This window comes from Pseudomonas sp. GM24 (assembly GCF_000282235.1).
Classification (GTDB): Bacteria; Pseudomonadota; Gammaproteobacteria; order Pseudomonadales; family Pseudomonadaceae; genus Aquipseudomonas.
Genome location: NZ_AKJR01000075.1, coordinates 1 through 16,738, shown reverse-complemented (window position 1 = coordinate 16,738; position 16,738 = coordinate 1). Strand labels below are relative to the sequence as shown.

General features: G+C 59.3%; 20 protein-coding genes and 1 pseudogene. 11 read left to right on the top strand and 10 right to left on the bottom strand.

What is annotated here, in order from left to right; genetic code table 11:
* Positions 1-122 precede the first annotated feature (122 nt).
* From PMI23_RS11690 to cysG, 4 genes are read left to right on the top strand one after another with little or no spacing between them, the layout of a single operon-like run.
* Positions 123-1,445 (top strand): replication-associated recombination protein A, encoded by a 1,323-nt coding sequence (locus PMI23_RS11690; RefSeq protein WP_007908078.1) that lies wholly within the window; start codon positions 123-125, stop codon positions 1,443-1,445.
* The gene (gene crcB / locus PMI23_RS11685; RefSeq protein WP_007908079.1) at positions 1,445-1,819 is read left to right on the top strand and encodes a fluoride efflux transporter CrcB; all 375 of its coding nucleotides are present in this window, start codon (positions 1,445-1,447) and stop codon (positions 1,817-1,819) included. The genes PMI23_RS11690 and crcB overlap by 1 nt, the downstream gene beginning before the upstream one ends.
* 15 nt (positions 1,820-1,834) lie before the next feature.
* A complete protein-coding gene (gene serS / locus PMI23_RS11680; protein ID WP_007908080.1) occupies positions 1,835-3,115 on the top strand; it encodes a serine--tRNA ligase in 1,281 nt (426 codons plus the stop codon).
* Positions 3,116-4,510: a siroheme synthase CysG gene (gene cysG, locus PMI23_RS11675; protein ID WP_007908081.1), complete on the top strand. Its 1,395-nt coding sequence runs from the start codon at positions 3,116-3,118 to the stop codon at positions 4,508-4,510.
* Between the two features lie 94 nt (positions 4,511-4,604).
* On the opposite strand, the gene PMI23_RS11670 is transcribed toward cysG, so the two are convergent.
* The 8 genes from PMI23_RS11670 to PMI23_RS11635 form a co-directional block, all read right to left on the bottom strand.
* Positions 4,605-5,606, bottom strand: coding sequence for a glutathione S-transferase family protein (locus PMI23_RS11670; protein ID WP_007908082.1), 1,002 nt, complete (start codon positions 5,604-5,606; stop codon positions 4,605-4,607).
* Between the two features lie 91 nt (positions 5,607-5,697).
* On the bottom strand, positions 5,698-6,699 hold the full coding sequence (locus PMI23_RS11665) for a glycosyl transferase family protein (protein ID WP_007949829.1): 1,002 nt from the start codon (positions 6,697-6,699) through the stop codon (positions 5,698-5,700).
* On the bottom strand, positions 6,696-7,031 hold the full coding sequence (locus tag PMI23_RS11660) for a TusE/DsrC/DsvC family sulfur relay protein (RefSeq protein WP_007908084.1): 336 nt from the start codon (positions 7,029-7,031) through the stop codon (positions 6,696-6,698). Before PMI23_RS11660 ends, PMI23_RS11665 begins: the two co-directional genes overlap by 4 nt.
* On the bottom strand, positions 7,028-7,321 hold the full coding sequence (gene tusB, locus PMI23_RS11655; RefSeq protein WP_007908088.1) for a sulfurtransferase complex subunit TusB: 294 nt from the start codon (positions 7,319-7,321) through the stop codon (positions 7,028-7,030). Before tusB ends, PMI23_RS11660 begins: the two co-directional genes overlap by 4 nt.
* Positions 7,321-7,677 (bottom strand): sulfurtransferase complex subunit TusC, encoded by a 357-nt coding sequence (gene tusC, locus PMI23_RS11650; RefSeq protein WP_007908091.1) that lies wholly within the window; start codon positions 7,675-7,677, stop codon positions 7,321-7,323. The genes tusB and tusC overlap by 1 nt, the downstream gene beginning before the upstream one ends.
* Before the next feature lies 1 nt (position 7,678).
* Positions 7,679-8,071, bottom strand: a complete 393-nt coding sequence (gene tusD / locus PMI23_RS11645; protein WP_007908093.1) for a sulfurtransferase complex subunit TusD — start codon at positions 8,069-8,071, stop codon at positions 7,679-7,681.
* Between the two features lie 200 nt (positions 8,072-8,271).
* Positions 8,272-8,976 carry a YoaK family protein gene (locus PMI23_RS11640; RefSeq protein WP_007908096.1) on the bottom strand — a complete coding sequence of 235 codons (705 nt, stop codon included), beginning with the start codon at positions 8,974-8,976 and terminating at the stop codon, positions 8,272-8,274.
* A 25-nt stretch (positions 8,977-9,001) separates the two neighbouring features.
* Complete coding sequence (locus PMI23_RS11635; protein ID WP_007908101.1) at positions 9,002-9,331, bottom strand: DUF6388 family protein; 330 nt, start codon at positions 9,329-9,331, stop codon at positions 9,002-9,004.
* A gap of 134 nt (positions 9,332-9,465) precedes the next feature.
* Here PMI23_RS11635 and PMI23_RS11630 point away from each other — a divergent pair, with 134 nt between their 5' ends.
* Complete coding sequence (locus PMI23_RS11630; RefSeq protein WP_007908102.1) at positions 9,466-9,816, top strand: hypothetical protein; 351 nt, start codon at positions 9,466-9,468, stop codon at positions 9,814-9,816.
* Between the two features lie 96 nt (positions 9,817-9,912).
* On the opposite strand, the gene PMI23_RS11625 is transcribed toward PMI23_RS11630, so the two are convergent.
* The gene (locus tag PMI23_RS11625) at positions 9,913-10,338 is read right to left on the bottom strand and encodes a GNAT family N-acetyltransferase (RefSeq protein ID WP_007908103.1); all 426 of its coding nucleotides are present in this window, start codon (positions 10,336-10,338) and stop codon (positions 9,913-9,915) included.
* A 148-nt stretch (positions 10,339-10,486) separates the two neighbouring features.
* Here PMI23_RS11625 and PMI23_RS11620 point away from each other — a divergent pair, with 148 nt between their 5' ends.
* The 4 genes and pseudogenes from PMI23_RS11620 to PMI23_RS11605 all read left to right on the top strand — a co-directional run bounded on the left by PMI23_RS11620 (position 10,487) and on the right by PMI23_RS11605 (position 13,563).
* Positions 10,487-10,924 carry a hemerythrin domain-containing protein gene (locus PMI23_RS11620; protein ID WP_007908104.1) on the top strand — a complete coding sequence of 146 codons (438 nt, stop codon included), beginning with the start codon at positions 10,487-10,489 and terminating at the stop codon, positions 10,922-10,924.
* Between the two features lie 221 nt (positions 10,925-11,145).
* Positions 11,146-11,775 carry a lytic polysaccharide monooxygenase auxiliary activity family 9 protein gene (locus PMI23_RS11615; protein ID WP_007908105.1) on the top strand — a complete coding sequence of 210 codons (630 nt, stop codon included), beginning with the start codon at positions 11,146-11,148 and terminating at the stop codon, positions 11,773-11,775.
* A gap of 43 nt (positions 11,776-11,818) precedes the next feature.
* Positions 11,819-12,820, top strand: a pseudogene (locus PMI23_RS11610) (chitinase); the annotation flags it as partial.
* 152 nt (positions 12,821-12,972) lie between these two features.
* Positions 12,973-13,563, top strand: a complete 591-nt coding sequence (locus tag PMI23_RS11605) for an NUDIX domain-containing protein (RefSeq protein WP_007908109.1) — start codon at positions 12,973-12,975, stop codon at positions 13,561-13,563.
* 94 nt (positions 13,564-13,657) lie between these two features.
* On the opposite strand, the gene PMI23_RS11600 is transcribed toward PMI23_RS11605, so the two are convergent.
* Positions 13,658-14,173: a methylated-DNA--[protein]-cysteine S-methyltransferase gene (locus PMI23_RS11600; protein WP_007908110.1), complete on the bottom strand. Its 516-nt coding sequence runs from the start codon at positions 14,171-14,173 to the stop codon at positions 13,658-13,660.
* Between the two features lie 155 nt (positions 14,174-14,328).
* Here PMI23_RS11600 and ggt point away from each other — a divergent pair, with 155 nt between their 5' ends.
* Together ggt and PMI23_RS11590 are read left to right on the top strand one after the other, a co-directional pair.
* Positions 14,329-16,056, top strand: coding sequence for a gamma-glutamyltransferase (ggt, locus tag PMI23_RS11595; RefSeq protein WP_007908112.1), 1,728 nt, complete (start codon positions 14,329-14,331; stop codon positions 16,054-16,056).
* Between the two features lie 67 nt (positions 16,057-16,123).
* Positions 16,124-16,657 (top strand): cysteine hydrolase family protein, encoded by a 534-nt coding sequence (locus PMI23_RS11590; RefSeq protein WP_007908113.1) that lies wholly within the window; start codon positions 16,124-16,126, stop codon positions 16,655-16,657.
* Positions 16,658-16,738: the final 81 nt, after the last annotated feature.

The following is a 16,738-nucleotide window of genomic DNA, read 5'->3' as shown; positions in this document are numbered from 1 at the left end:
AGTGAGCCTGCTCGCGATTGGATTTGTCAGTCACATCTTCATCGTCTGACCCACCGCTATCGCGAGCAGGCTCACTCCTACAGGGTCAATGATCGGCAAAATAGAGGTTTCAACGCTACGTGATGGATCTGTTTCGCAGTGCACCGATTGCCCAGCCACTGGCCGCGCGTTTGCGTGCGACCAATCTGGATGAGTACGTCGGTCAGGAGCACGTGCTCGCTCGCGGCAAACCTCTGCGTGAGGCGCTGGAGCAGGGTGCCCTGCATTCGATGATCTTCTGGGGCCCGCCGGGCGTGGGTAAAACCACCTTGGCGCGGTTGCTTGCGGAAGTCTCCGATGCGCACTTCGAAACGGTCTCGGCGGTGCTCGCCGGGGTCAAGGAGATCCGTCAGGCCGTTGAAATCGCCAAGCAGCAGGCCGGCCAGTACGGCAAGCGCACGATTCTGTTCGTCGATGAAGTGCACCGCTTCAACAAGTCCCAGCAGGACGCATTCCTGCCGTACGTTGAAGACGGCACGCTGATCTTCATCGGCGCCACCACCGAAAACCCTTCGTTCGAGCTCAACAACGCTCTGTTGTCGCGCGCCCGCGTCTACGTGCTGAAAAGCCTCGACGAAGCGGCGCTGCGCAAACTGGTGCACCGCGCGCTCACCGAAGAGCGCGGGCTGGGCAAACGTAACTTGACCCTCAGTGATGAGGGTTTTCAGATGCTGCTATCGGCCGCCGATGGCGATGGCCGGCGTCTGCTCAATCTGCTGGAGAATGCCTCCGATCTGGCCGATGACAACAGCGAGATGGGCATCGATCTGCTGCAAAGCCTGCTCGGCGACACGCGCCGGCGTTTCGACAAGGGCGGCGAAGCGTTCTACGACCAGATCTCGGCGCTGCACAAATCCGTGCGCGGCTCCAACCCCGATGGCGCGCTGTACTGGTTTGCGCGGATGATCGACGGCGGTTGCGATCCGCTGTACCTGGCCCGACGCGTAGTGCGCATGGCCAGCGAAGACATCGGCAACGCCGACCCGCGCGCATTGAGCCTGTGCCTCGCCGCGTGGGAAGTGCAGGAACGCCTCGGCAGCCCCGAAGGTGAGTTGGCGGTGGCTCAAGCCATTACTTATCTGGCCTGTGCGCCAAAAAGCAACGCGGTATACATGGGCTTCAAAACCGCGCTGCGTGCCGCCGCCGAAAACGGCTCGCTGGAAGTGCCGCTGCACCTGCGCAACGCACCGACCAAACTGATGAAACAATTGGGCTACGGCGACGAATACCGCTACGCCCATGACGAACCAGACGCCTACGCCGCCGGCGAAGACTATTTCCCGGAAGAACTCGAGCCGATACCGTTTTACCAACCGGTGCCGCGCGGCCTGGAGTTGAAGATCGGCGAGAAGCTCAACCACCTCGCTCAACTTGACCGTTTAAGCCCTCGGCAACGGAGAAAATAGTGCTTCCATTGATCATTGCGGTCTCCGCCGGCGGGGTTGCCGGCACCTTGTTGCGCTTCGCTACCGGCAATTGGGTCAACGCCAATTGGCCGCGGCACTTCTATACCGCGACGCTGGCCGTTAATATCGTGGGCTGTCTGCTGATTGGCGTGTTGTACGGCCTGTTTTTGATACGCCCGGAGGTGCCGATCGAGGTGCGTGCCGGGTTGATGGTCGGCTTCCTCGGGGGGCTGACGACTTTTTCATCCTTTTCACTGGATACGGTGCGCCTGCTGGAAAGCGGGCAAGTGCCGCTGGCCTTGGGCTATGCGGCACTCAGCGTATTCGGCGGGCTGCTCGCGACGTGGGCTGGCCTGTCTTTGACCAAACTTTGATAACGAGAAACCGACATGCTCGATTCCAAACTGTTACGTAGCAACCTTCAGGACGTAGCGGACCGCCTGGCTTCCCGTGGCTTTGCCCTGGATACCGCGCGCATCGAAGCGCTGGAAGAACAGCGCAAGACCGTCCAGACCCGCACCGAAGCACTGCAGGCTGAGCGTAACGCGCGTTCCAAATCCATCGGTCAGGCCAAGCAGCGCGGCGAAGACATCGCGCCGTTGATGGCGGACGTCGAGCGCATGGCGGGCGAACTGAGTGCCGGTAAAGTCGAGCTGGACGCGATCCAGACCGAACTGGACTCGATCCTGCTCGGTATCCCGAACCTGCCACACGAATCCGTTCCGGTCGGCAAAGACGAAGACGACAACGTTGAAGTGCGCCGCTGGGGCACGCCGACTGCATTCGATTTCGAAGTGAAAGACCACGTGGCGCTGGGCGAGAAGTTCGGCTGGCTGGATTTCGAAACCGCCGCCAAACTGTCCGGCGCCCGTTTCGCCTTGCTGCGTGGCCCGATCGCCCGTCTGCACCGCGCACTGGCGCAGTTCATGATCAACCTGCACGTCAACGAGCACGGCTACGAAGAGGCGTACACGCCTTATCTGGTTCAGGCCCCGGCACTGCAAGGCACCGGTCAACTGCCGAAGTTCGAAGAAGACCTGTTCAAGATCGCGCGCGAAGGCGAAGCCGATCTGTACCTGATCCCGACAGCCGAAGTATCGCTGACCAACATCGTGGCCGGTGAAATCGTCGATTCGAAACTGCTGCCGATCAAGTTCGTTGCCCATACCCCTTGCTTCCGCAGCGAAGCCGGTGCGTCGGGTCGCGACACGCGCGGCATGATCCGTCAGCACCAGTTCGACAAAGTTGAAATGGTCCAGATCGTTGAGCCATCGACTTCGATGGAAGCGCTGGAAGGTCTGACTGCCAACGCTGAAAAGGTGCTGCAATTGCTCGGTCTGCCTTATCGCACCCTGGCACTGTGCACCGGCGACATGGGCTTCAGCGCGGTCAAGACTTACGATCTGGAAGTGTGGATCCCGAGCCAGGACAAGTACCGCGAAATCTCCTCGTGCTCGAACTGCGGCGATTTCCAGGCCCGTCGCATGCAGGCGCGTTTCCGTAACCCGGAAACCGGCAAGCCTGAGCTGGTGCACACCTTGAACGGTTCCGGTCTGGCTGTTGGCCGTACCCTGGTGGCTGTGCTGGAAAACTACCAGCAGGCCGATGGTTCGATCCGTGTGCCGGACGTGCTGAAGCCGTACATGGGTGGCCTTGAGGTCATCGGCTAAATGAAATATCTGCCGCTGTTTCACAACCTGCGCGGCAGTCGTGTGTTGGTCGTCGGTGGGGGGGAAATTGCCTTGCGCAAATCCCGCCTGCTGGCCGATGCCGGTGCGCTGCTGCGGGTGGTCGCACCTGAAATCGAAACGCAACTGCGTGAGCTGGTCGCTGCTTCTGGCGGTGAATGCCTGTTGCGTGGTTACGTCGAGGCAGATCTGGACGGTTGCGGGCTGATTATTGCCGCTACCGACGATGAGACACTGAACGCACAAGTCTCCACCGATGCTCATAAGCGCTGCGTGCCGGTCAACGTGGTCGACGCGCCGGCCTTGTGCAGCGTGATCTTCCCGGCGATCGTCGATCGCTCGCCGCTGATCATTGCCGTGTCCAGCGGCGGCGATGCACCGGTGCTGGCGCGTTTGATCCGCGCCAAGATCGAAACCTGGATTCCGTCGACATACGGCCAATTGGCCGGGCTCGCCGCGCGTTTCCGTAATCAGGTGAAAAGCCTGTTTCCGGATGTGCAGCAGCGTCGTGGTTTCTGGGAAGATGTATTTCAGGGACCGATTGCCGATCGGCAACTGGCCGGGCAGGGCGCCGAGGCCGAACGTCTGCTGCAAGCCAAGATCGATGGCGAAGCCATGGTCACCACCGGCGAGGTGTATCTGGTCGGCGCGGGCCCGGGCGATCCGGACCTGCTGACCTTCAAGGCCTTGCGCCTGATGCAGCAAGCCGACGTGGTGCTGTACGACCGTTTGGTTGCACCTGCGATTCTTGAGCTATGCCGTCGCGATGCCGAGCGGGTTTATGTCGGCAAACGTCGTGCTGATCACGCCGTGCCGCAGGATCAGATCAACCAGCAACTGGTCGATCTGGCCAAGGCCGGCAAACGTGTGGTGCGGTTGAAGGGCGGCGATCCGTTTATCTTCGGCCGTGGCGGCGAAGAGATCGAAGAACTGGCCGCTCACGGCATTCCGTTCCAGGTCGTGCCGGGTATCACCGCAGCCAGCGGTTGCGCGGCGTATGCCGGGATTCCGCTGACCCATCGTGATCACGCGCAGTCGGTGCGCTTTGTCACCGGCCATTTGAAGGACGGTTCCACCGATCTGCCATGGGCCGACCTCGTCGCCCCGGCGCAGACGCTGGTGTTCTATATGGGTCTGGTCGGCTTGCCGGTCATTTGTGAACAATTGATCAAGCATGGTCGTTCAGCCGATACCCCGGCGGCATTGATTCAGCAGGGCACCACGGTCAATCAGCGGGTCTTTACCGGCACGCTGGCCGATCTGCCGCGATTGGTGGCGGAGCATGAAGTGCATGCGCCGACACTGGTGATCGTTGGTGAAGTGGTGCAACTGCGCGAGAAACTGGCGTGGTTCGAAGGGGCTCAGGCGCAGGTCTGAGTCAGATCAAAAGATCGCAGCCTTCGGCAGCTCCTACATGAGAATGCGTTCCCTGTAGGAGCTGCCGAAGGCTGCGATCTTTTGCTTTTTGCTATTAACCCTTCAACCAAACCCCTTTCCCAGCCAACCGCGCCCGATCATGCGCCACGGTGAAATCCTGCTCCGGCCCCTTCGGCACAACCCCCGTCGGGTTAATCGTCTTGTGACTGCCGTAGTAGTGATTCTTGATGTGCTGGAAATCCACCGTCTCGGCAATCCCCGGCAACTGATACATCTCCCGCAGCCAGTTCGACAGGTTCGGATAATCGGCAATGCGCCGCAGATTGCACTTGAAGTGCCCGTGATACACCGCATCAAACCGGATGATCGTAGTGAACAGGCGCACGTCAGCTTCAGTGAGGTATTCGCCGCTCAGATAGCGGTTTGCGCTTAAAACGCCTTCAAGGTGATCGAGTTCGGCAAACACCTCATCGAACGCTTCTTCATAAGCCTGTTGCGACGTCGCAAAGCCTGCGCGATAAACGCCGTTGTTCACGGCCGGATAGATTCGCTCGTTCAACGCATCAATTTCACCGCGCAACGGTGCTGGGTAGAAATCCAGATCATTGCCGGTCAGATCATCAAACGCGCTGTTGAACATGCGGATGATCTCCGCTGATTCGTTGCTGACGATGCGTTTGAGCTTCTTGTCCCACAGCACCGGCACAGTAACGCGGCCGGTGTAATCGGCCGTGTCGGCGGTATAGCGCTGGTGCATGAAGTCGAAGCCATCGAGCTTGTCGCCGGTTGAGCCGAGTGCCGTGTCGAAGGTCCAGCCGTTTTCCAGCATCAGCCAACTGACCACCGAGACGTCGATCAGACTTTCCAGGCCTTTGAGCTTGCGCAGGATTAGCGTGCGATGCGCCCATGGACAGGCGAGGGAAACGTAGAGGTGATAGCGCCCGGCTTCAGCGGCAAAACCGCCTTCACCGCTGGGGCCGGGTTCACCGTTGGCGGTGACCCAGTTGCGGCGTTTGGCCTGTTCGCGCTGGAACGCGCCGTCCTTGCTGCTTTCGTACCACTTGTCCTGCCAGTGGCCATCGACGAGTAAACCCATGATCAAGACTCCGTAAACCAATAATCGTTGGAGTCGAGTCTATTCCGATGAGTTCGAACAAAAAGCGCAAAGATCGGGCGTGAATGATCGGTTAAATCGATTTGTTCCGCGCGGCCCAGTATTGCTCGGCGGTGGCGAAGGCTTGCTCACGGCTTTGGCCGAGTCCGCGCAAGGCCAGCGCCATGGTCGCAATCAAGGCCATTTGCGGGTAACTGTCGACCACCTCACCACGCCACACCGCTTTCAGATGTTCAACGTCCAAAGTTGCCGGTTTGACGTGGCGCTGCGCCGACAATTGCGGCCATTCCTCGTCCCAGCTCTCGCCGCCAGTGGTGCCGTACAAGTGACTGTCGGCATCCGGGTTGATCTCGATTTCGCCGCCGTCACCCTTGACCACAATCGCCGTGTCGCCAAGCAAGCCGCTGGCATCGCGATGCACGGCCTGATAGCCAGGATGGAAAATACTCTGCAGCCCACAACGCGCGCCCAGCGGATTGAGAATCCGCGCCAGGGAATGAATCGGCGAGCGCAGGCCAAGGGTGTTGCGCAGGTCGATCATCTTCTGCAGTTGTGGCGCCCAGTCCACCAGCGGCATGAACGCCAGCCCGCCGTTGTCCAGCGCCGTGCCGGCCTGCTGCCAGGTCCGGCACAACGGGATGTTCAATTCGCCGAGCAATTGCTCGCTGTACAGCCGCCCGGCCGTGTGCGCGCCGCCGCCGTGCATAAAGATGCGCACTCCGTTCTGTGCCAGACACTTGGCTGCCAGCAGGTACCACGGCAGATGGCGCTTTTTGCCGGCATAGGTCGGCCAGTCCAGATCGACGTTCAGCTTGGGGGCCTGCAAGCGCTCGCGCAGCGCTTCGGTGAAACCGGCCATCTCCTCGGCGCTTTCTTCTTTGTGCCGCAGCAACATCAGGAACGCGCCGAGCTGGGTGTCTTCGACCTTGTCGTCGAGCACCAGGCCCATCGCTTCGCGGGCTTCTTCACGGGTCAGGTCGCGGGCGCCGCGTTTGCCCTTGCCGAGGATGCGCACGAATTGAGCGAACGGATGTTCGGCAGGCGTTTCGAGGGTCAGCGCTGGAAAGTCGGTCATAAGCAATTCGTCGGTTTGGGCAGGCCCGCCAGTTTCGCGGCGAGTTTGGCGGGGGTGCCTTTGAACAGTCGGTTCAGGTGCAGGCTGTTGCCTTTGTCCGGGCCGAGTTTCAACGCGGTGTACTTGATCAACGGCCGGGTGGCCGGTGACAGCTGGAATTCGGCGTAGAAGCTGCGCAGCAGCTCGAGGACTTCCCAGTGCTCCGGAGTCAACTCGATCTCTTCGGCAGCGGCGAGGGCGCTGGCGACCTCAGCCGACCAGTCGCTGAGATCGACGAGAAAGCCATCCTTGTCCAGTTCGATGGCGCGGGCGCCGACGGTCATGGAATTCATAGCCAGCTGTTGACCTTGTCGTGGTGTATCGACAGTTCGACGAAGGCCGGGTAATCGATCGCTTCGGCCCAGTCCGGGACTTCGATGGCGCGAGCCTGTGCATCTTCGGCCAGAACCCACAGTTTGATCTGGCGGCTTTGCAGATCGGTGAATGGCGCTGTGCCCGGTTGCAATGCATAGACGGCATCGCCGGACAGCAGCAGGGCATCAGCGCTGCCGATCAGGCGCAGGCAACTGCTCAGGCGATCGTCGCCGAACGGGGAATGAGACAACACATGCAAAGTCGACATCAGAGGGTGATCACCTGGTCGTAACGGTCAATAAGGGCGGTGATTTGTTCGGCGGCCAGCGGCTGCGCTTCGGCCAGCGACAGATTGCCGAGACCGCGTGTGCTGGCGCTGTCGGCGCAGTAAAACAGTTCTTCTACGCCGAACATCGGCAGCGCCTGCAGGTTGGCGCTGAGGTCTTTCTGTTGCAGGGCCTTGGCGTTTTGCCCGGCGGCGAGTTGCAGCACGCCATCATCCAGAAACAGCAAGCCAACGGGCAGATCGAAGGCGCCACCGGCCAGCACGATGTCCAGCGCTTCGCGAGCGCCGGGGCCAGACCACGGCGACTGGCGGCTGATGATCAACAGGGACTTGGCCATCTCACGCACCTCCAAAGCAGATCAAACGGTCGGCGTCTTGCACCGCGTCATGCAACTGACCGAGGCCGGACAATTCCCACGGCGCGCTGACTGAGACGGCGTCACGTTGATAGCGTTTGGCTTCTTCAGCGTTGAGCGCACCGCGACGCAGGGCGGCGGCGATACACACCACGCCATCCAGATTCTGCTCGGTTATGAAGCTGCGCCATTGTTTGGGCAAATCCAGTTCGTCCTGCGGAGTGACGAGCGCATCCGAGGCGTTATAAACGCCGTCCTGATAGAAAAACAGCCGGACGATCTCATGCCCGCCGGCCAGCGCAGCCTGCGCAAACAGCAGGGCGCGGCGCGAGGAGGGCGCATGGGCGGCGGAAAACAGCGCGATGGCAAACTTCATGACGGACTCGATCAGCAAAACTGCGGCCATGATAAAGCATTGCAGGCCGCAAAGGATCGCAGCGCTTACAGGGAAACACGATCTCTGTAGGAGCTGCGGCACGCTGCGATCTGTTGATTTTGATTTTGAAAAACAAGATCAAAAGATCGCAGCCTCGTTTCACTCGACAGCTCCTACAGGGAGCACGGGGCGGGCGTTGATTAGCGAGGCATGTAGCCCAGTTGCCAGCGCCGCGGAATTTTCAGGGAGAGCAGCCCGATCATCGCGGCCAGCAACCCGCTGACGAACATCGCCTTGAGTCCAAGATGATGCTCCAGCACTGCGCCCAGAATCGCGCCGAGAAACATTCCGCTCCAGGGCACCAGCTGCACCCGCCAGCCGCTGCGCCGTTCGCCAAGCATCCAGCGGCCCAATCCACGGCCGAACCGCGACAACGCGCCAGTCACGTAAGTCAGCCCGACCGGCAAGCCATTCACTTCTTCGACCGCCGCGTTGAGCATGCCCATCGCTATGATCGCCGCCAGCAGCGCTGGCAGTTGCGTGTCGAATGGCCAGGCCGCCGCCGCGCACAGCAGGGTGGCGATACACAGCAGCAGAGGCAGCGTCCGGCGTCCGCCCAAGCGTGCAACTACAACACCCAAAGCATTACCGACAACGAACGTTGCGACGAGAATCACCAGGCGCACGGTCAACCCGACATCGCCATCGCTGATTGCCACGGCAAGTCGGGTGGTGTTGCCGCTCATGAACGAGACGAAGTCGCCGCTGGCCATAAAGCCAATGGCGTCGGTCATTCCGGCCAGTACCGAGAGGCTGGCCACCAGCGCCAGACCAATCCGCCCGCGCCACTTCTGTGTGTGCAGGTGGCCGGGGCTGGCGCGGTGAGTCGAGGCGGATGGCAGCATGAGTGGCGGTGTCCTTAGGCGGAGGTTACGGCTCTATGCCATACAGATCGCAATATTCCAGCCAATCCATTCCGGCCATTTCCGCGACTTCGCGATGCACTTCCAGACGCTGCGCCTGGTATTCCTCAGACGAATCAGCGGTCAGTTGCAAGGTGAGCTCCCAGGCAAACAGCCCGAGACTTTCCGCTTCAGCCTCAAACGCTTCATGCAGTCGCTCTTCGCGATACTGCGCTTGAGTTTCGCCTTTGGCCTGGGCCAGCAACGGGTTGAGGTGATCGAGGGTTTCGCGCAGTTCGGGACGCGCGTCGAGAAACACTTTCAGGGCATGTTCATGTCGCTGGTCGGTAGGCGCCATGTGTTTTCCTTGTGAGGCTGATGAGCTTAGGTTGCCGCAGCGACCTGCGCGTGTCGCGCTATAAATGCAGTAAAGCAGAACGATTCCTGCTGCTGCGATGATACAGTCCGCTTTTTTCTGAATGAGCGAATGCAATGCGAATTCTGATGGTAGCGCTGGCCGCGACATTGCTGGCCGGTTGCGCAGGCTCGGTGATGGACGATGCTCGCACGAAAACCCCGTACAAGGTGTTGACGTCGGACAAGGCTGAAAAAGTCGTGGCGCAGTGTGTGCAGTTTGTTTGGCAGGACGAAGCGGTGTTCGGTGTGGATGCGGCGGCGTATCTGGAACCGCGCAAGTCCGGCGGGACGACGGTGTACACCCGTTCGGCAGAGTCGTTTGTCGACGTGATTACCCAGGCATCGGGCACGACGTTGAATTACTACGCGCAGAAGGATGACTTTGTCGCCAAGCGCCGGTTGGCGGCGTTGGCGACCTGCCTGTAGGGGCAATTGTCGCAGTGATGCTCAACCCGCCTTCGCCGGAAGGCCGCCCGGAGCAGGCTCGCTCCGGATGGCCTTCCGACGAAGGGGCCGCAACATTCAACCGATCAATCGCTTCTGGAAGAAATGCCGCTTATGCCCCAGTGGATAATCCAGAATCTCTCCGCATTCGCTAAATCCAAGCTTCTTGTAAAACTCCGGTGCCTGGAAGGAGAAGGTGTCGAGCCAGATGCCAACGCAGTCTTTTTCCCGTGCCAGATCTTCCGCCCTCTGCATCAACTGCGAGCCGATACCCTTGCCGCGACCTTGCTCCGGCACGGCCAGTAACTCAATGAACAGCCAACGATAGAACGTGTGGGCATACAAACCTCCGAGGATCGCGTCGTGTTCATCACGCACTAACAGAGCGATCGGCTCGAAGGTCGACGGTCCGGCGTTGGCAACGTTGTGCGCACGCAGCGGCGCGAGGATGGCTGTGCGTTCTTCTTCGGTCGGGTTTTGTGACAGCTCGATGCGCAAGTTCATGCATGACTTCCTTGTTGTTTGAATTCGCAGCCTATCCTGCCCCGCGGCCATCTTCCAAGCCCTTCTTCAACCCGGTGGAACTGCCGCTCTCGCCTCGGGGTCTAGGCTTTACAGCGTCATTCCAGCACGCGGTTGATGAGGAACCCCCATGAATATTTTCGAAGCCCTTCGCGAAAGCCATGACCGCCAGCGTACTTACGCCAAGACCTTGATCGAAACCAGCGGCGATACGCCGGAGCGGGTCGAAGCCTACAAACAGCTCAAGGCAGAACTCCAGGCCCATGAAACCGCCGAAGAGCGCCATTTCTACATTCCGTTGATGGAGCTTGATGACGGTGTCGATTTGAGCCGCCACGCCATCGCGGAACATCATGAAATGGACGAGATGATGGAAGAACTCGATGAGACCGAGATGTCCAGCCCGGCCTGGCTGGCCACCGCCAAAAAGCTCTCTGACAAAGTTCACCATCACCTGAAGGAAGAGGAACAGAAGTTCTTCCAGATGGCTGGCAAATTGCTCAGCGAAAAACAGAAAGAACAACTCGCCGGGCAATACGAAAAGGAGTTTCAGGAACAATTGCCGTAATCACTGAATGGCAGTCTTTGTAGCATTGGCGTGTAATCTTTTGTCGTCATCTCTGGTGGGCGTTGTCGCAAAAGACTGTATAAACATCCAGTGTTTGCGCTGTTTTTACGGTTCAAGGCTGCTGACTGCGACAAAACCGCCGATGGACAAAAAATCCGTCTCCGTTAGCTTGAAGGCCTCTCCTCGGAAAGGAGAGTTCTTAAATCAACGGAGTGAAAAACATGAATCAACCACAAACCCAACTGCGACACGGTCGTGTCATTTCCCCTGCAAGCCGCGGTGCGGTAGCGATTGAGCAAGGATTGCTCGGCGCCTGGCAGGTCAACGAAATGGAAGGCGGCAAGAACTTCCCGGCGCTGGCAGCGGGGCCATTTCCGGCGCCTTACCAGAGCGACTCGGACAGCGTCACGCCACCGGCCGATGGCTACATCCTCAGCGGCGGCAAGACCGATGCCCGCGACTGTGTGAACTTCACCAATGACGAAATGAGCAAGAAACTCGCTCGTCCGTTCACTTGGCCGCTGCTCAATGTCACCCCGGGACAAACCCTCGAAATCAAGTGGGAATACACCGCACCGCACACCACCCGCGGCTACCGCTGGCTGATCACCAAGGACGGCTGGGACCCGAAACAGCGTATTACCCGTGCGCAACTGGAAGCCCAACCGTTCTTCGAGGACTTCTACACTCAGGTGCCTTATTACAGCTACCCGAATGAGTTGAAGGCCAAGGTCAATCACGCGGTGAAACTGCCGGCCAACAAAAAAGGCCATCACGTGATCGTGCTGATGTGGATCGTCGCCAACACCGGCAACGCCTTCTATCAGGCTTTCGACGTCGACTTCAAATAACGGCGCAGCGTCGCCAAACCCACACGTTCTGAAGGATTAGAACATGTCAAAAATCGATTTCTCTTTAGTGCAAAACGCGGCGAGCGATGCCGCCTCGCTGATGCCGAGCATTGCCGGCAAAAAGGTCCTTATGGGCTTCTGGCACAACTGGCCCGCAGGCCCGAGCGATGGTTACCGCCAGGGCCGCTTTGCCAGCCTCTCGCTGGAGGACGTGCCCAAGGAGTACAACGTGGTTGCGGTCGCTTTTATGAAGGGCAGCGGGATTCCGACCTTCAAACCGTTCAACGTTTCCGATGCCGAGTTCCGCCGCCAGGTCGGCGTACTCAACAGCCAGGGACGGGCCGTGTTGATTTCCCTCGGCGGCGCCGATGCGCACATCGAATTGCGCAGCGGTCAGGAACAACCGCTGGCCAATGAAATCATTCGTCTGGTGGAAACCTACGGCTTCGACGGTCTGGACATCGATCTTGAACAGAGCGCGATTGATTTCGCTGCCAACAAGACAGTTCTGCCGGCCGCACTGAAACTGGTCAAGGATCACTATGCAGGCCAGGGCAAGCACTTCATCATCAGCATGGCTCCGGAGTTTCCGTACCTGACCAGCACCGGGAAATACATCAGCTATTTGCAGGCACTGGAAGGCTACTACGACTTCATCGCCCCACAGTTCTACAACCAGGGCGGTGACGGCGTTTGGGTACCGGAGGCGAACAACGGCGCGGGTGCGTGGATTGCGCAGAACAACGATGCGCTGAAGGAGGATTTCCTTTACTACCTGACCGAAAGTCTGGTGACCGGCACACGTGGCTTCACGCGGATCCCGGCGGACAAGTTCGTCATCGGTCTGCCGGCCAATAACGATGCGGCAGCCACCGGTTATGTGATCGACAAAACCGTGGTCGGGAATGTCCTCAAGCGTCTGGCGATCAAGGGGATACCGATCAAAGGCCTGATGACCTGGTCGGTGAATTGGGATAACGGTACCAGCAAGGATGGCGTGCCATACAACTGGGAGTTCAGCCGGCGTTATGGGCCGTTGATTCACGGGGTACCCGCCGCAGGGCAAGCTTTCGATGATAAGCAATCGTTTATCGCTCGTTAGTTGCAAATGAAGAAGCCCGGTAGCGCTGCCGGGCTTTTTTTGTTTGCGCAATTATTCGACCATGGCGACTTACTCAGGAAACGGGAACAAGCGTCATGTCCAACACAGCCGAGCGGGTCAACATTGTCGACACTCAAGTGTTGTCCCATGACTGGTATCTACTGAAGAAAATCACCTTCGACTATCACCGCAACAACGGTGAGTGGCAGCGTCAGACCCGTGAGGTCTACGACCGTGGTAACGGTGCAGCGATTCTGTTGTTCAACCGCGAGCAGCGCACGGTGGTGCTGACCCGGCAGTTTCGTTTGCCGGTATTCGTCAATGGCCACGATGGTTTGTTGATCGAGGTGGCGGCCGGGTTGCTCGAAGGTGCATCGCCGGAGCAACGGATTCGCGATGAAGCCGAAGAGGAAACCGGGTATCGCGTGCACGATGTGAAGAAGGTGTTCGAGGCTTACATGAGCCCTGGCTCGGTGACCGAGAAACTGCATTTTTTCATTGCCGAATACGACGCCGCATCGAAGGTTAGCGACGGTGGTGGTCTGGAAGAGGAGACCGAAGAACTGGAAGTGCTGGAGTGGCGATTCGACGACGCGTTGGCGGCGTTTCAGCGCGGCGAGATCTGCGACGCCAAGACCATCATGCTGTTGCAATATGCGGCGATGAACAACCTTTTTGCCCAATAAATCAAAAGATCGCAGCCTTCGGCAGCTCCTACAGGAAAACGCATTCCAGGTAGGAGCTGCCGAAGGCTGCGATCTCTTGATCTGTATTGACTGACTAAAACAAATCCCCGGTTTTGCCAATCTGCGACCAGTCGCCACCTTCAAGTGTCAGCAGGCGCTCTTTCGCCTCTAGCCCACCGGCAAACCCGGTGAGCTTCCCCGACGCGCCGATCACTCGATGACACGGCGCGACAATGGAGATCGGGTTGCGTCCGTTCGCTGCGCCCACTGCCCGCACGGCGCTGGGATTGCCTATCTGTTCGGCAATCTGGCTGTAGGTCCGCGTCTCGCCGAATGGAATGGTCAGCAGCGCCGCCCAGACCTTTTTCTGAAAGTCGGTGCCAGCGAAATCCAGTTCCAGATCAAAACAGTCACGCGTCCCGGAAAAATATTCTTCAAGTTGTCGAGCCGTTCGAATCAGGATCGGATTGTCGGGGGCCTCACTCATCGGCCCGAGGCGCACGCGATTCGGTTTGTCGTTTTCCCAGAGGATGGCCGCCAGTCGTGAACCGTTCGCGACCAGCTTCAGCTCGCCGACGGGCGAGGGCAGGGTGATGAACGTGTAAGGCATGACGGCAGACTCCGGATCAGGGCGGCAACAGCGCCCAGCATACTGCCTGATCGGGGAGGCGCAATACGCAAAGCCGACCATACTGCTTGGTGCTCTTGCAGCGTTCCCCCTCTGTTTTGCACAGACCCTGAAAACAACAAAAAAGAGATCGACTCATGAAGTACGAACCTTTGGCCAAGTCGCTGATAGCGACCTCACTGGCACTCAGCTGTCTCATGGCTCACGCGGCGTCAGTCGCTCCGGTTGCCGCCGAAAACGGCATGGTGGTCACCGCGCAACATCTGGCCACCCATGTCGGCGTCGACGTACTGAAAAGTGGCGGCAATGCCGTCGACGCGGCGGTCGCCGTGGGGTACGCGCTGGCGGTGGTTTACCCCGCAGCGGGCAACCTCGGTGGAGGCGGCTTCATGACCATTCAACTGGCGGACGGGCGTAAGACCTTCCTCGATTTCCGCGAAAAAGCGCCGCTGGCGGCCACCGCCAACATGTACCTCGACAAGGAAGGCAACGTAATTCCCGATCTCAGCACCCGTGGACATTTGGCGGTGGGCGTACCGGGCACGGTGTCCGGCATGGAACTGGCGCTGAGCAAATACGGGACCAAGCCACGCAAGGAAATGATCGCACCGGCGATCAAACTGGCGGAAGACGGTTTCGAACTGGAGCAGGGTGACGTCGAACTGCTGGAGTACGCCACCGACGTGTTCAAGAAGGACATGCGCGATTCTGGCTCGATCTTCCTCAGCAAAGGCGAGCCGATGCAGGTCGGGCAGAAACTGGTGCAAAAGGATCTCGGCAAGACCCTGCGGACCATTTCCGAGAAAGGCGCCGATGGCTTCTATAAAGGCTGGGTAGCCGATGCCATTGTCACTTCCAGTCAGGCCAACAAAGGCATCATCACTCAAGCTGACCTCGACAAATACAAGACCCGCGAACTGGCACCGGTGGAGTGTGATTACCGTGGTTACCACGTGGTCTCGGCGCCGCCGCCAAGCTCTGGCGGGGTGGTGATCTGCCAGATCATGAACATCCTCGAAGGCTATCCGATGAAGGACCTGGGCTTCCATTCCGCTCAGGGCATGCACTACCAGATCGAAGCGATGCGTCACGCGTATGTCGATCGCAACAGCTATCTCGGCGATCCGGATTTCGTCAAAAATCCGATCGAGCACCTGCTGGACAAGAACTACGCGACCAAACTGCGCGATGCCATCCAGCCGCAAAAGGCCGGCGTGTCGGCTGAGCTCAAGCCTGGTGTAGCGCCTCATGAAGGCAGCAACACTACCCACTATTCGATCGTCGACAAGTGGGGCAATGCAGTGTCGGTCACCTACACCCTCAACGATTGGTTCGGCGCCGGCGTGATGGCAAGCAAGACCGGGGTGATCCTCAACGATGAAATGGACGACTTCACCTCCAAGGTCGGCGTGCCGAACATGTACGGTCTGGTGCAGGGTGAAGCCAATGCGATTGCCCCGGGCAAGGCACCGCTGTCATCGATGAGCCCGACCATTGTCACCAAGGACGGCAAAGTGGTGATGGTGGTCGGCACGCCGGGCGGGAGCCGCATCATCACCGCGACGTTGCTGACCATGCTCAATGTCATCGACTACGGCATGGGCTTGCAGGAGGCGGTCGACGCGCCACGCTTCCACCAGCAGTGGATGCCGGAAGAAACCAACCTCGAAGACTTCGCCGCCAGCCCCGACACGAAGAAGCTCCTCGAAAGCTGGGGCCACAAATTCGCCGGGCCGCAGGACGCCAATCACATCGCCGCGATTCTGGTCGGCGCACCGTCGCTGGGGGGTAAACCCGTCGGGAAAAACCGTTTCTACGGCGCCAACGATCCACGCCGCAACACTGGCTTGTCACTGGGTTACTAAGAAGCGTAAAAAAGGGGGCGGGCTCACATCCGCCCCCGTCTCAAGGACTGATCAAGGAAGGCTCATCATGACCACCGCATTGCTGATCATCGACGTCCAGCGCGCCCTCTGCTCGGGTGAATACCAGTGCCATGACATTCACCGCGTAATCGACACCATCAACGGCCTCAGCGCCCGCGCGCGCAAGGCAGGTGTGCCAGTGGTGCTGATCCAGCATGAAGAAAAGGACAGCCCGTTGGCCCATGGTGCCGAAGGCTGGCAACTGGCCGAAGGGCTTGATACATCGCCGAAAGACTTGCGCGTACGCAAGACCACCCCGGATTCGTTCTACCAGACTGACTTGCGCAAACTGTTGCCGAGCGAAGATTTCGAAAAACTGCTCATCTGCGGTCTGCAAACCGATTACTGCGTCAATGCCACCGTGCGCCAGGCCCATCAACTGGGTTATGACGTGGTGCTCGCCGCCGACGCGCATTCCACCGTCGACAACGGCAACATGAGCGCCGAAGACATCATCACCGAGCACAACAAGGATCTGGCGCACCTGACCGGCTCCGTGGCGCGCATCGACGTCAAACCCGCCGCCGACATCAGGTTCTGACTACCCACACCAAACCTGTAGGAGTGAGCCTGCTCGCGATAGCGGTGTGGCATTTGATGCAGCATCGTCTGACAGAACGCT